The sequence below is a fragment of the Alteromonas sp. NFXS44 genome (assembly GCF_040148705.1).
Classification (GTDB): domain Bacteria; phylum Pseudomonadota; class Gammaproteobacteria; order Enterobacterales; family Alteromonadaceae; genus Alteromonas.
Genome location: NZ_JAGDEA010000005.1, coordinates 590,425 through 604,978, shown reverse-complemented (window position 1 = coordinate 604,978; position 14,554 = coordinate 590,425). Strand labels below are relative to the sequence as shown.

General features: G+C 47.9%; 12 protein-coding genes. 6 read left to right on the top strand and 6 right to left on the bottom strand.

From position 1 onward, the window contains the following. Positions 1 to 53 precede the first annotated feature (53 nt). Entirely contained in the window at positions 54 to 521 is a 468-nt protein-coding gene (locus J3369_RS07965) for a pyridoxamine 5'-phosphate oxidase family protein (RefSeq protein WP_349585600.1), read from the bottom strand. A 341-nt stretch (positions 522 to 862) separates the two neighbouring features. On the opposite strand from J3369_RS07965, the gene J3369_RS07960 reads away from it, so the two are divergent. The 4 genes from J3369_RS07960 to J3369_RS07945 all read left to right on the top strand — a co-directional run bounded on the left by J3369_RS07960 (position 863) and on the right by J3369_RS07945 (position 6,325). Next, positions 863 to 1,135, top strand: a complete 273-nt coding sequence (locus J3369_RS07960) for a PepSY domain-containing protein (protein WP_303574632.1) — start codon at positions 863 to 865, stop codon at positions 1,133 to 1,135. Between the two features lie 5 nt (positions 1,136 to 1,140). Next, positions 1,141 to 1,815 (top strand): response regulator transcription factor, encoded by a 675-nt coding sequence (locus tag J3369_RS07955; RefSeq protein WP_303574633.1) that lies wholly within the window; start codon positions 1,141 to 1,143, stop codon positions 1,813 to 1,815. Beyond that, complete coding sequence (locus J3369_RS07950; protein WP_349585597.1) at positions 1,812 to 3,137, top strand: ATP-binding protein; 1,326 nt, start codon at positions 1,812 to 1,814, stop codon at positions 3,135 to 3,137. The genes J3369_RS07955 and J3369_RS07950 overlap by 4 nt, the downstream gene beginning before the upstream one ends. A gap of 377 nt (positions 3,138 to 3,514) precedes the next feature. Then, complete coding sequence (locus J3369_RS07945; RefSeq protein WP_349585595.1) at positions 3,515 to 6,325, top strand: bifunctional aconitate hydratase 2/2-methylisocitrate dehydratase; 2,811 nt, start codon at positions 3,515 to 3,517, stop codon at positions 6,323 to 6,325. Between the two features lie 117 nt (positions 6,326 to 6,442). Here J3369_RS07945 and J3369_RS07940 read toward each other — a convergent pair whose 3' ends face one another. From J3369_RS07940 to J3369_RS07920, 5 genes are all read right to left on the bottom strand, one after another. Continuing rightward, a complete protein-coding gene (locus J3369_RS07940; RefSeq protein WP_349585593.1) occupies positions 6,443 to 7,594 on the bottom strand; it encodes a HupE/UreJ family protein in 1,152 nt (383 codons plus the stop codon). A gap of 11 nt (positions 7,595 to 7,605) precedes the next feature. Then, positions 7,606 to 8,658: a hypothetical protein gene (locus J3369_RS07935; RefSeq protein WP_349585591.1), complete on the bottom strand. Its 1,053-nt coding sequence runs from the start codon at positions 8,656 to 8,658 to the stop codon at positions 7,606 to 7,608. A 43-nt stretch (positions 8,659 to 8,701) separates the two neighbouring features. Then, positions 8,702 to 9,184, bottom strand: a complete 483-nt coding sequence (locus J3369_RS07930) for an Ig-like domain-containing protein (RefSeq protein WP_349585589.1) — start codon at positions 9,182 to 9,184, stop codon at positions 8,702 to 8,704. 7 nt (positions 9,185 to 9,191) lie between these two features. Next, positions 9,192 to 10,784 carry a DUF4331 domain-containing protein gene (locus J3369_RS07925; RefSeq protein ID WP_349585587.1) on the bottom strand — a complete coding sequence of 531 codons (1,593 nt, stop codon included), beginning with the start codon at positions 10,782 to 10,784 and terminating at the stop codon, positions 9,192 to 9,194. Between the two features lie 217 nt (positions 10,785 to 11,001). Then, positions 11,002 to 11,331: an MliC family protein gene (locus J3369_RS07920; RefSeq protein ID WP_349585585.1), complete on the bottom strand. Its 330-nt coding sequence runs from the start codon at positions 11,329 to 11,331 to the stop codon at positions 11,002 to 11,004. A 170-nt stretch (positions 11,332 to 11,501) separates the two neighbouring features. On the opposite strand from J3369_RS07920, the gene fdhD reads away from it, so the two are divergent. Both fdhD and J3369_RS07910 read left to right on the top strand, forming a co-directional pair. Then, on the top strand, positions 11,502 to 12,281 hold the full coding sequence (gene fdhD / locus J3369_RS07915) for a formate dehydrogenase accessory sulfurtransferase FdhD (protein ID WP_349585583.1): 780 nt from the start codon (positions 11,502 to 11,504) through the stop codon (positions 12,279 to 12,281). Then, positions 12,271 to 14,541 carry an FdhF/YdeP family oxidoreductase gene (locus tag J3369_RS07910; protein ID WP_349585581.1) on the top strand — a complete coding sequence of 757 codons (2,271 nt, stop codon included), beginning with the start codon at positions 12,271 to 12,273 and terminating at the stop codon, positions 14,539 to 14,541. Before fdhD ends, J3369_RS07910 begins: the two co-directional genes overlap by 11 nt. Positions 14,542 to 14,554: the final 13 nt, after the last annotated feature.

Here is a 14,554-nt window from a genome sequence, read left to right as displayed (position 1 = left end):
AACAAAAACGGGAGACGGCGGCTCCCGTTTTTTATTTATTGGTGCACTTGCCATTATAGGTTTACTCTCTCGTGCTCGCCCATTTCCTCCGGATCGACTTTCTTTCCGGTAAGTAACTTAAATACGCCTTTAAATCCGGGCTCTGCAAGCCAGATCTCTGCATCCTTTAATTCGAACCGCATCATCTTCAGGGCCGGGTCGTCTTTTCCGCCTTCAAACCATGCAGATACCGGATTCGACCAGTATTTATCAATAATTTCCTTGCGTGTCTCTTCCACCAGCGTACCCCGGATGCAGGCAAACACATCATGCCCCTTACTGGAAAACTGCGCCATAGCCGGTCCTCCGGACGCTGCACGGTTAGTTTTAGTTGTGTAAAACCAGAATTCGCTGTTAGCTTTTTCGTCAAGAATGGCGTGCATAGGTTCAGCGTGATCCCGGCTGGCATCAAGGCTCAACATTACATTAGGGCTGTCCGACAACGCTTTCCACATGCGGGTACGAATATCATCAGATGTCATTTTATCTCCTCGTTTTACGTTCTTCTGCAAAGATCTTTAATTCAACACCTGATATCCACTGCAGTAGCTATGCCAGACGAAGATATCTTATTAACCCATTGATTAAATGTACCTTTCTTGATTGGGTTCACTTAAGGAACAGACTGATATGTCTCATTCTCTGTAAAGTTTACCTTGAGGCGGTATGAGCTCCTGTGGCGGACAGGGATTAACATAATGAATTTGCAGCAGTTAACAAAAGTCAGATTCGATTCAGCCAATGTTCATTTATAACGGTTATGCTAGGATACGAAAATTAGAGAATGCCGGACACCGTGTCCTGAGCACCATCCTGAGGCTGTATGAATATCGTTAAAACCCTGTTTCTGACTGTGTTACTGCTCATAGCTTCGCTATCGCAGCAGGCCGCTGCCGTTCAGGAGCAGGCGCAACAGATAGATCGCAGTCAGGCCGCGACAAAAGCACAACAACATGAAAAAGGTCGTGTATTGCGGGTCGATCAAACCCGTACCAAATACCGCGTGAAAGTGCTGAAAAAAAATGGACGTGTGGTGTCGGTGGATGTAGACAAGAAAACCGGTAAAGTTCAGCCGGCAACGGACAAGGATAATTAAGACAAATGCGCTTATTAATTGCCGAAGACGACAGTCGTCTGCTAACCCAGTTAGATGCTTTGCTACAGCAAAACGGCTACAGCGTGGACCTCGCAGACAATGGTAATAACGCCTTATATCAGCTTCAGGAATATAATTACGATTTAGCTGTCATTGATATTGGTCTGCCGGGTATTGACGGATTCGACGTAATACGTAAAGCCCGTCAGAATGATGTTCGTACACCGGTGCTGATCCTGACTGCCAGAGACCGCTGGCAGGAAAAGGTAGAAGGTCTGGATGCCGGTGCTGATGACTACCTCACCAAGCCATTTCACAATGAAGAGTTACTGGCCAGAGTAAAAGCTTTGATCCGCCGCGCTTCCGGTCAGGCAAATCCGTCTATTCAGTTTGGTCCGGTATGCCTGGACACAGTTGCCGAAGAAATTACTCTGAACGACGTTCGCCTGGACCTCACGGCGTACGAGTACAAGGTCATGGAATACCTGATGCTGAATCCGCAGAAGATTGTGTCGAAAACAGAACTGACAGAACACATTTACGATCAGGACTTCGATTTAGACAGTAACGTGATTGAGGTATTTGTAGGACGTCTGAGGAAGAAACTTGATCCTGACGGCACACTGAAACCTATTGAAACACTTCGTGGCCGCGGCTACCGCCTGAACAGAGATCTATGACCCGTCTGTCTCTTCGTCTTCGCAGTGCTCTTCTGGCACTGCTTGCGCTGGCTATTTTTATTCCGGTGACCGTGCTGACACTGGACAAAGCCTATACGGAAAGTCTCACCCAGGCGAAGCACAACGAATTAAAGCTGATGAACCTGGCACTGGTCTCTGCCTTTGAACTGGACGGTGATGTGCCTTACATGCCGGAACTGTTGTACGAAGAGCAGCTTAATTTGCCGGATTCAGGCTACATCGGCATTATCGTTTTCCGAAATAAAGTGGTCTGGAAATCGGCTTCAGCGTTACACAATGAGGTGATCGCTACACTGCCCGCACCCGCAACCGGCGATGAAGAATTTATCACCGAAGACCGGGGCGCACTCAGTAACACCGGCAGCTATTTCAGCTATGCGTTTACAGCAGAATTCGCTGCCGCTGAAAGCTTCGAACCTGTTCATTTTTACATTATGAACAGCCGTCAGGAATTCAATCTTGAGCGGGACGCATTCACCGGTACATTGTGGAAGTGGTTGCTCCTGCTCGCTGCCGGACTCCTTGTATTGATCATCGCGGGCATTACTTTCGTGTTAAATCCTGTGCGGGAGCTGATCAATGAAATACGGCTGACAGCCAGCGGACGCCAGGGTGCACTCACCCGCCATTATCCGAAAGAGTTTACCCCGCTAAAAAACAGCATTAACCGGTTGCTTGAAGCAGAAGCCCAGCAACGTAGTCGCTATAAGAATAGTCTCGGTGATTTGGCTCACAGCCTGAAAACGCCGCTGGCTGTTGCTATGGGCACCAATAATCTTCCCGATGATGCCCATGAATCACTGACGCAAATCAACAATATCATCCAACGCCAGCTGAAACGGGCCGCAGCAGCCAAAGCCGGCTGGCAAGCCAGTGTCACGGTAGCTCCGCTGGCGCAAAAACTACTTAATGCAATGGAAAAAGTGCATCGTGACCGTTCACTTAACATAAACATGGCAGGTGATACCGGTTGTCAGTTCAAGGGCGATGAAACTGATTTGATGGAAATGATGGGCAACCTTTTGGACAACGCCTGTAAAGCAGCCAGCGCAACGGTACTTCTCACCCTTGAGCAGGAAGAGGGCTGGAGTCATATCCGTATAGAAGATGACGGGCCGGGCATCCCCCCGGATCAGAAAGACGCGCTGCTTGAACGGGGCGAGCGTCTGGACACCTATTCGGAAGGCCAGGGGATTGGCATGGCTGTCGTTGCCGATCTCGTTGCTATTTATGAAGGCAGGCTGGATATTACAGACAGTACGCTGGGCGGCGCAGCGGTAACATTGTCATTTCCTGTGTAATTACAGTTTGTTGTGCGTTATGTTTACTTTTCAATCTGGTACAACCATAACCATCATGAATGCTTACCATAAATGCAACACTATAATTTATCCTCAATGGTAAAACCAATCTGACGCGTCACCGTAAATCACATTTATCTGAATTCCATAAACTAATGATTTTTATAATTAATTTATAAATCGCAAATCATAAACAAAGAAACCAAAAATCGACATGCAACATCTGTTTTACATAAGCATGTTGCATGACACCCCCAGGTCACTTTCTGTCATTACGTAATCACTAAAAATCAGTTAATATGTCCCTCATTTTTATACGCGTATAGCTAAGACCGTCTTAATTCTACGCCCGAGTGAACCAAGACCGAGAGAAAATTATGAGTTTGTATTCAGAATATCTGGCAGAGATCGAAACCCGTAAAACGGAACTAGGTCTTAACCCGAAGCCAATAGACAGTGCTGATCTGCTGTCAGAAATCATTGCTCAAATCAAAGACACAGCAAATGAGCACCGTGAAGACTCTTTAAAATTCTTTATCTATAACACCCTGCCCGGCACCACCAGCGCGGCCGGTGTTAAAGCACAATTCCTGAAAGAAATTGTTCTTGGCGAAGAAAAAGTAAAAGAAATCACACCTGAGTTTGCATTTGAATTGCTTTCTCACATGAAAGGTGGTCCTTCTGTAGAAGTATTACTGGACCTGGCGTTATCTGATGACGAATCAGTTGCCAAACCAGCAGCAGAAGTGCTGAAAACACAGGTTTATATGTACGACGCAGACACCGAGCGTCTTGAAGCGGCTTATAAAGCAGGCAACCCAATCGTTAAAGAGATTCTGGAAAGCTACGCGAAAGCAGAATTTTTCACTAAGCTGCCTGCGGTACCAGAGAAAATCGAAGTGGTTACCTACATCGCTGCTGAAGGTGATATCTCTACTGACCTGCTTTCTCCCGGCAACCAGGCGCACTCCCGTGCCGACCGTGAACTGCACGGCCAGTGTATGATTACGCCTGAAGCACAACAGGAAATCGTTGAGCTGGGCAAAAAACACCCTAACGCTAAAGTCATGCTGATTGCTGAAAAAGGCACCATGGGTGTAGGTTCTTCACGTATGTCCGGTGTTAACAACGTGGCTCTGTGGGCCGGTGAGCCAACCAGCCCTTACATTCCTTTCGTCAACAAAGCACCAATCGTTGCAGGTACTAACGGTATTGCACCTATCTTCCTGACTACCGTTGACGTAACCGGTGGTATCGGTCTTGACCTTAAAAACTGGGTTAAGAAAACTGACGAAAACGGCGAAGTGGTTCGTGACGCAAATGGCGACCCTGTGCTGGAAGAAGCATATTCTGTTGCAACCGGTACTGTACTGACCATCGATACCAAAGCGAAGAAACTGTACAACGGTTCTGAAGAACTGGCTGACGTTTCTGCTTCATTCACTCCTCAAAAAATGGAGTTCATGAAAGCCGGTGGTTCTTACGCGGTTGTGTTTGGTAAGAAGTTACAAACTTTCGCGGCAGAAACGCTGGGTGTTAAAGCACCGGAAGTCTATGCAGCTGCAAAAGAAATCTCTCATGAAGGTCAGGGTCTGACTGCTGTTGAGAAAATCTTTAACCGTAACGCGGTAGGTGTGAATTCAGATTCTCCTCTGCATGCCGGTTCAGATGTACGTGTAAAAGTTAACATCGTTGGTTCGCAGGACACCACAGGCCCGATGACCTGTCAGGAACTGGAATCGATGGCTGCATCAACGATTTCTCCGCTGGTTGACGGTGCGTATCAGTCTGGCTGTCACACTGCATCAGTATGGGATAAGAAAGCTCAGGCTAACATTCCTAAACTGATGTCTTTCATGAACAACTTTGGTGTTATCACAGCCCGTGATCCTAAAGGCGTTTACCACTCAATGACTGACGTTATTCACAAAGTGCTTAACGACATCACTGTAGACGACCGCGCAATCATCATTGGTGGTGACTCACATACCCGTATGTCAAAAGGTGTCGCTTTCGGTGCTGACTCAGGTACTGTTGCACTGGCACTGGCAACGGGTGAAGCAGCAATGCCAATTCCGCAGTCTGTAAAAGTGACCTTTAAAGGCAGCATGAAAGAACACATGGACTTCCGTGATGTGGTTCACGCTACTCAGGCACAAATGCTGAAGCAATTCTCCGGTGAAAACGTGTTCCAGGGCCGTGTTATCGAAGTTCAAATCGGTACCCTGCTGGCTGACCAGGCATTTACGTTCACTGACTGGACTGCTGAGATGAAGGCGAAAGCTTCAATCTGTATCTCTGACAACGAGACCATGATTGCATCACTGGAACTGGCGAAGAGCCGTATCCAGATCATGATCAACAAGGGCATGGATAATGAAGCGAACATGCTGCAAGGTCTTATCGACCTGGCAGACAAGCGTATTGCTGAAATCGAGTCTGGCGAAGAGCCTGCACTGGCACCGGATGACAATGCTAAGTACTACGCAGAAGTCGTTGTTGACCTGGACCAAATCGATGAGCCAATGATTGCTGACCCGGACGTAAACAACGAAGACGTGTCTAAGCGTTACACCCACGACGTTATCCGTCCGGTTTCTTACTACGACGGCAAGCCAGTTGACCTGGGCTTCGTAGGTTCTTGTATGGTTCACAAAGGCGACATGCAAATCATTGCACAAATGCTGCGTAACCTGGAGAAGCTGAACGGTTCGGTAAGCTTTAAAGCACCGCTGGTTGTTGCTCCGCCAACGTACAACATTGTTGATGAGCTGAAAGCAGAAGGCGACTGGGAAATCCTGGCAAAATACGCCGGTTTCGAATTCGACGATGCCAAGCCAAAAGAAGCAGCACGTACTAAGTACGAAAACATTCTGTACCTTGAGCGTCCGGGATGTAACCTGTGTATGGGTAACCAGGAAAAAGCTGAACCTGGTGACACGGTAATTGCTACTTCTACCCGTTTGTTCCAGGGCCGTGTTGTTGCTGATACAAGCGAGAAGAAAGGTGAATCACTGCTGGGCTCAACGCCGCTGGTAGTACTGTCTACGGTACTGGGTCGCTTCCCGACTAATGAAGAGTACAAGCAGGCTGTTGCAGGCATCGACCTGACTAAGTTTGCTCCGCCTTCAGAAGACCTGGCTGTTAAGCCTAAGTTTGAAGCAGACGTAGCGGTTAAGAACGTTTAATTAACGGTTCTTAAGCCTGTTAAGAAGCCCTGACTTTGTCGGGGCTTTTTTTCAGGATGCTCTGTTGCAGGTTTTAGCAGAGCTTCAGCCCGTGGGAGTGACAGGTATTAACAAAACTCAAAACCGCTGAACTGCCCAGTTGAGCGCAATCAGAGCAATAACTGATGAAGCTAAAGGCATGACAGCAGAAGCATACAATCGCATATGTCTTAATGCCAGAAGCAACGGCAGCAGTAATAATACAACGACGAGTTGACCGAGCTCTACACCAATATTAAATGAAGCAATAGCTAGCAAAGGACTCTGTGCATCAGCTTGCAGTTCCCCGAACACACTTGCGAAGCCCATCCCGTGAATTAACCCGAAAGCGAAAGTAACAATGGTCAGCCGGTGTATAACAGGCCAGATGTTATTGATTGCCGTCAGCATCACTGATATTGCAATACCAAATTCCACCCAGCGACCGGGAGGGTGATACCAGCCAAGGGCAGTCGTTGTCAACGTAACAGAATGGGCAACGGTAAATGCAGTTACAAGCCAGAACGTAGATTTAAGTACTTTAACTTTACTCAATTCGCCCTGCCATTGATTGTTTTTTCTTACCAGATTAACAGTCAGCAAAGTAGCTAACAAAAACAAAATATGGTCAATACCAATCCAGATATGAATAATGCCCTGATACACAAAAGTAGTGATGGTTTGCCACACGGAAGCGCCGGACGCCGCTGACAGTGTCACTTGCCTATGTTCATTCGTAAACACATCAGTATGACTTTCTCCACCTATAGCCGCACTGAACAATGTTTGATGGGTGTCATCCTGCTCAAACATCCCCTGATAATCCACTGAAACATCGGTGTAATAGGGGCAGTCGATTGTGAATGGAATAGCTATCAGGGCTTCGCCAGATATCAATTCCATTGCTACTTCATGAAATACCGGCGAACAGGCTGCACTACCCTGAGTAAATTGCAAAACAGCTGCTGCGTAGGCATGCAGATCAGGTTGAGCTTCTTTTACTTCATGCCAGACAAGTTTGCCATCAAAATTCTCATCCAGTTTCATCTCAATCTCGAGATCATATGGCATAAGAGAAAGTCGCCCGCTAAACTTCTGTGTATTGTCTCCATTCAAAGTAATATATCCGTTGCTGAGTTCATGGGCTTTCACCCCCTCCGGAACGGTTATCATCAGGAATGACAAAATCATCAACCCGAATGCACGGTTGGTAACAAAATCACTAACGCGATAAAACGACAACAAAAACATGCCTGCTCCGGTTATTTTTCTTCTGATTCAATCTGGCTGTCAACGGCGCGTTCCAATAGTATCTTATCGGCCCGGGTTTTCCCGTGCTCCCAATTCAGACGCGCATACTTCAGAGCTTTCAGGGGATCAGGTTGAATATCAAGATAATATCGTGCAAGTTGCGCCGCATGAACGCCATCGTCACGCCAGGCGCGCATAGCCACGCGCTGTGCCATAGCTTCCGTCCACAGCGTTCCGTTTTTACTTAGTTTTTCTGCCTGCGCAAGTCTGAGCATAATTGCATCATCTACATTATCCGGATCATTAATAATGGGGGATAGCGTGTTGAGAACTCTATCCGGTTGATCCAGTGCAAGCTGAATATCAGCCCAAAGCGCAACACGACTCAACGGAACCTGATTAAAATCGACATTATCAAGCCATGCACTGGCCTCTTCCGGGCGGTTAAGTTCAAGCGCCAAAGAAGCCAGAATTTCTCTGAGCCATCCATCAAGTGTTGCGGATGTGGCCACACCGGAATATTGATGTAACTGTTCAAGCTTTTTGTAATCATCTAAATCGGGAGATTGCTGCGAGCGTATATCCAGTAAACAAATTGCAGACAAGGCAGGTTCCCCGGTTCCGGCAAGAGACCGGCAGGCAGCTTCAGCCTCATCAGATTTTCCGAGATTGATTGCAATAGTCGCTTGTAATAACTGCGCAGAAGGTGTTTTTCCGTACTTCTCAGTGTACTGCCTGATTGTTGAAGCAGCATCAATGAAAGCATGTTGATGTTGCTGCAACCTTGCCTTAAACAACAACATTTCCGGCTCAAAGTTTCCTGAGCTTATTATTGCATTTGTTAAACGAATTATGCGTCGAAGCGCTAATCCTGAACCGTTAAGCGATCTCGCTTCATCCAGTGATTTTTTTAACGAAGATAGCTCTGGCTTTTCTTCCGGCCCGGCTTCCCAACTTGCTATCACAGTTCTGTCGTCCGGATAGAAAATATCTGCGCGGACTGCAGATGTTTCTCCCGCCCAAACGACAAAAGTAGCAACTAGTGTGCAAAAGAAGATTTTCAATATTTTTCCCCGTGACAACAGGCCGTCCCTGGCCTCGCGGTTATCAGTAATCCGTCAATAGATCATCGAACGCTGCGGGATCATCCGAATCGTTTTCAAACACTCTGCCATTTACAGGAAGCGGGGTTCCGGTTGCCGGCTGACTGAATGCGGAACGGACATAGGTAGAAACCATCACGTTCTCCGCTTCAACAATAATACCAATTGTACCGCTCACGGGGTCATTGACACCGTCACTGACAGTAAACGTAAAACTGTCTTCACCGGTAAATTCAGCATCTGGTGTGAATGTAAAGCTGCCGTTATCAACGACTTCCACACTACCGTTGGCCGGTGATCCGTCCAACGAGTAAACGAGCGTATCGCCGTTAGCGTCAGATGCTGTGAGCGTATCAGAAAATGATGTATCCACCGTGGTGGTAAAGTCTTCTGATATGACCTCAGGAGCATAATTGGTATCATCGTCATCGCTGCAGCCGCTGAGAATGATGCCTGTGACTGCGACTAAATATAGATGTTTCATCATGATTCCTTTATTCCGCTGAGCCAGAGATTGGGGTTGCAAGATAAGGAAAACCAGACATGGTCATGGAAGCGTCTACCGGAGCACCATCGGTAAAGGGTACGTTTCCAACACTTGCATCTTCTGAAGTACAAAGACCTAAGTCAGTCGACTCACCATTCACTGGAATGGGATAACATAATGCCCCCATTACCACGCGAAGTGCGATATCAACTACGTCATCACCCGGACGCCGGCCGTTTGGAAAACCGGCAAGATCATCACCGGCAACGCCAAAGGCAGACTGTTCACCGGCTGGTGTTGCCGGAATACCCGTATTCAGACGCAGCATTTCCGACGCTGTTACCGTAGCTTGCTGATTTACTCCCGGAAAGCCGGTGAGAAACGCAGTGACTAAATCATTACGCGGAAAATTAGTTGGTGCGAGAGTTTCCAGATCTGTGCCCAGGGTAGTATTAACGGCATCAAGGAACAGGATATTAAGCAATTCAGGCAATACCGGATTGGTCACATAATCAGCAAATTGTCCGTCTGCAGACGGATGTGAACTGTTAAATTTATCTTTATCGCCAAGCCCTATTACCAGTTCATTGACTAACGGGCTACCCAGACGTGATACCTGTGTCATCGCTCCACCAGCAGCTGATGGCTTTTCGAACGTTGCATTTGGATTCAGGATCCTGGCCTGTGGCAGGCTGGCTGTAGTCCATGCGCCCACTGTTCCGTTGCCGTCTCCTGTAATACAAGCGGCCGGGATTTCAACAGCGATAGAGGTCACGTTCTTGTCAGCGAGATCATCATTATCTTCGCTTTGAGTGATCCCTCCCGGAAAACCATCTCCGTCACCTGCACCGGGTGCACTGTCTCCTTCAACTGGAACGTAATTCACCAGGTCAAAAGTATCTCCGAGGTTAACAACAAACGGGTCTTTTCTCTGTCCAACAAAGACTTTACCAGGGTTATCGCAGCCCGGTACCGCGAAATCATACACGTACTGCCCTGCGTAACGCTCATATTCACTTGAGCTGGTGAAAGTTTTATCACCAATATAGTCAAGTGGTTTAGAAAACATTGCTGCAGAAGATGGTGTCAGTGATGTTCTTTCACCGGTGCGGGCGTTACCACTAACCCATGTCATTGTGTAATGCTCAGAAAAGTTAGCATTGCTTTGATCGTCAGCACTGACCGGCCCGATATTTTTCAGAGGCACTTTGATCATCTTCTGATCGCCTTCAGGACCAACCGGCAGAGCAACACCTTCATTATCTGCAGCTAGCATGGCACTGAACTGAAATGCGAGAGTAATGTCCTCCATCGCGTCGCCATCGTTATCAATGTGAATTGCATATACCGCATCCGGATCCATTGAAAAATAGTTTGGCCCGCCGTACGCATCCTGTAACGGAATGTAATTGGCTATCAACGTGACATACCCATCTCTGCCAGATTCGTAACTGTTAAACATATAAAAATCTGTAGCATCGACGGTAGGGGCACGGGTAATAGCCGGAGCCTCCCGGTGGCTTGAAGCTAGTGCTGTAGCAGAAAGACCGGCAATCAACGACGCTGAGACGGCAAGAGTGAGTGGCGTGAACTTGGACATAATTTAACCTTTTTCGTGAGTGAACATCTAGCCATACGGACGTGCTGGCTAATCAGATGCAACTAAATCAGTCTTTTTATAAAAAAAATGAAAAAACTTTGTAAATATTATGAGCCATTAATTAAGTTCCTGCCTGGAAAAGCGGGTTTATTTATTTCAGCATTGAGATAATTTAAATACTTATTGCCTACTTTTTCTTGTCATCACACTGCCTGATTCATTCCCCTTCAACCCGTGCACAAAGATATTCCTCATCACTGAGGGTGAGCGTCGCTTCTTTACCTTTGCTCCAGAACACCACACTGTTACCCGTATATTTCGCACCCGAGGCACTGATACCGGGCGTCAGCACCATGGCATTTGCTCCAATCTGCAGAATGGCAGTATCGTTGCCGTCAACCTGAAAAATCACCGCACCGGCATCGCCACAGTCATATTGGTAAGGGTGTCCGGCGATGGTTTCCTCCTGCCCGCCACTGTCACATGCGGTAAGAAAAAGAATACTGGCTGACATCGCTATGCCATGAATTAGCGCTTTTTGCTTCACTAATTTCTCCTGACGTTAGTTTCCCTGTGTTGACCGCAACCGACTTGAGCCGTTGCAGAACACTTGCTATCTATGCATACAGGGTGACGAATTGAGTATACGACTGTGCCCGTCCTGCATTTTCATCTAGTATGGCTCAACCTGGCCGATTAAACATTTTGTATGCGTTAATGACGAAACCGGATTTACTTTCTGCTGACAACCATCGACTGCCTGACGATGAATCACTGCTGGTTGAAGAAGTGCCGCTGGCGATTTCCGTCAATGACATCAGTCTGGTAGTGATGATGATCTCTCCTGACGATATCGAAGACTTCATTACCGGCTACTTTCTGACTGAACAAATCATTACTGTGCCGGTTGAAATTAAAGATATTCATATCGGGCGCAACGAAGCCGGCATCGAAGCCAATGTCAGCCTTACCGGTCGCCGGGAGCATCTGCTAAAATCACGGCGTTTTACACGGGTCAATGCAGGCTGCGGAATTTGTAATCACACCGCCCTTGAACAGGCATTTCCGCAACTTGAAGCTGCGGCAAGCTGGGCTCCTGTGCCTGCCTGTGACTTCGGTTCACTCAGAGATGCTATGGACAAGCTTCAGGAAAAAGCCCGCAAGACCGGCGCCCTGCACGCCGCCCTTTACGGTTCAGGCAATGACATCGTACTCGGACGGGAAGATATTGGCCGTCACAACGCATTAGATAAAGTGATCGGTGCTGTGCGAAAACGCATAAAAAACCATGAAGAAGGTTATCTTGTTGTGACCAGCCGCTGTGGTATGGAACTGGTCCAGAAAGCAGTGATTGCAGGCTTTACCACACTGATAAGTTTTTCTTCTCCCACGTCACTGGCAGTGTCTTTCGCCAGGCAACACAAATTGAATCTGGTGTTTTTGCCACGAAACAACCAGCCTGTATTTTTCTCCCGCGAGGTTCAACATGGCAGTTAAATCCACTAAGGCAGGCGGTTTACCGTCAATTAAATCCACCGTGAACGAACTGATTAAAAGTAAGCAGGTTCGTCAGAACATGCTGAACCTGTATAAGGTTAACAAGCATAAAGGATTTGACTGCCCGGGATGCGCCTGGGGAGACGAAAAAGACGGTACGTTCAGGTTTTGCGAAAACGGTGCAAAAGCGGTGGCATGGGAATCGACAGAGATGACTATTGGTGCTGAGTTTTTCAGGCAGCACAGTGTGACGAACCTTAATAAGCAGTCCGATCACTGGCTGGAGAGTCAGGGTCGGCTTACAGAACCACTACGCTACAATGCAGCAACAGACCATTATGAACCGGTAAGCTGGGATGATGCTTTTCACATCATTGCAGCTAAACTCAACGGGTTAAGCAGCCCTGATGAACTTGAGCTTTATACGTCCGGCCGGGCGAGTAATGAAGCCTCTTTTGTCTATCAGTTATTCGGACGCGCATTCGGCACGAATAATTTCCCCGATTGTTCCAATATGTGCCACGAAGCCAGCGGCATTGCGCTGAACCAGTCGGTAGGTGTAGGCAAAGGCACGGTGGTCCTGAAAGATTTTGAAAAAGCTGACACCTTGTTTGTGTTCGGACAAAACCCCGGTACCAATCATCCGCGCATGCTTAACGCCCTGCGTGCGGCGTCGAAACGGGGCGCGACCATTGTTTCGGTGAATAACTTAAAAGAAGTCGGCTTACAAAAATTTGCCAGCCCGCAAAAGCCCGCTGAATTACTCGGTCTTGAAACTGTGCAAATCAGTAGCAAGTACGTTTCACCGAAGCTGGGCGGCGATTATGCCGTTGCCAGAGGTATGGCGAAGGCCATTCTGATGCACCACAGGGATAAGCTCGACCATGAGTTTATGACTTCCCACACTTCAGGTTACGACGCGTATGCATCTGCTGTTGAAGCAACGGGCTGGCAGAGCATAGAAAAACAAAGTGGCCTGTCGCAAAGTACAATCGAAGAACTGGCAGAGCTGTTTTCTGCTTCGCGCAAAACCATTTCTACCTGGGCGATGGGTATCACCCAGCATCTTTACTCAGTAGATACCATCAAAGAAATTGTTTCCCTGCATCTGCTCACCGGTGCCCTCGGGTTACCCGGTGCAGGGTTGAGTCCGGTGCGTGGTCACAGCAATGTGCAGGGCAACCGCACGATGGGGATCCTGGAAGCACCGAAACCCGATTTTAATCAGCGCATGAAAGAGACTTTTGGCTTCAATCCGCCGGAAAAACCCGGACACCGTGTGTTTGATATGCTCAGCGCCCTGCATGAAAAGCGCAGCAAAGTACTTATTTGTCTTGGTGGAAACCTGGTGGCTGCCGCAGCAGATACGCCCTTTACCGCCACTGCAGCCGGCAACGCTGAACTGCTGGTAAACATAGCAACCAAACTTAACCGTACTCACGTTACCGCAAAACAGGACGCCCTGCTGCTGCCCTGTTTAGGCAGAACGGAAATCGATATGCAGGCCACGGGCAATCAGGTGATTACCGTAGAAGACACATTCAGTATGGTGCACGGTTCCAGTGGCAGCACGCCACCGCAGAGTAACAACCTTAAATCGGAAACAGAGATCATCTGCCGTATCGCCGCTGCAACTCTGGGCGACAATACGCCGGCAGACTGGCTGACACTGAAAGACGATTACAGCCTGATCCGTGAATATATCGCAAAGGTTATCCCCGGGTTTGAGAATATGAACGACAAGATTGCCGAACCCGGCGGCTTTCATTTGTACAACGCTGCAGCAAACCGGGAGTGGCGGAATAAAGAGGGTAAAGCCCTGTTTAACCACAATGCCTTACCTGAAAATTTGTTCAGCGAAGGCGTGATGGCAAAAATCGCAGCCAGTGATACGCCTGTTTTCACCATGCAGACGTTGCGCAGCCACGACCAGTACAACACCACGATTTACGGCATGAACGACCGTTACAGAGGCATTTTCGGTGAACGTAACATTGTGTTCATTAATCCGCAGGATTTAGCCAGACTGAATATACGTGAAGGCAGTCTGATAGATGTTGAGACCGTGTGGGATGACGATGTCACCCGTAAAATAAGCCGTTTTAAAGCGGTCAGCTACGACATTCCTCAGGGGAACGTTGCGGCCTACTATCCGGAAGCGAACCCGCTGGTGCCCTTCAACAGTGTGGGGCAGCAAAGTGCCACCCCGACCTCAAAAGCGGTACCGGTCATCATTACACCGGTCAATGTAATCGCCTGATAAAGGGTAACTG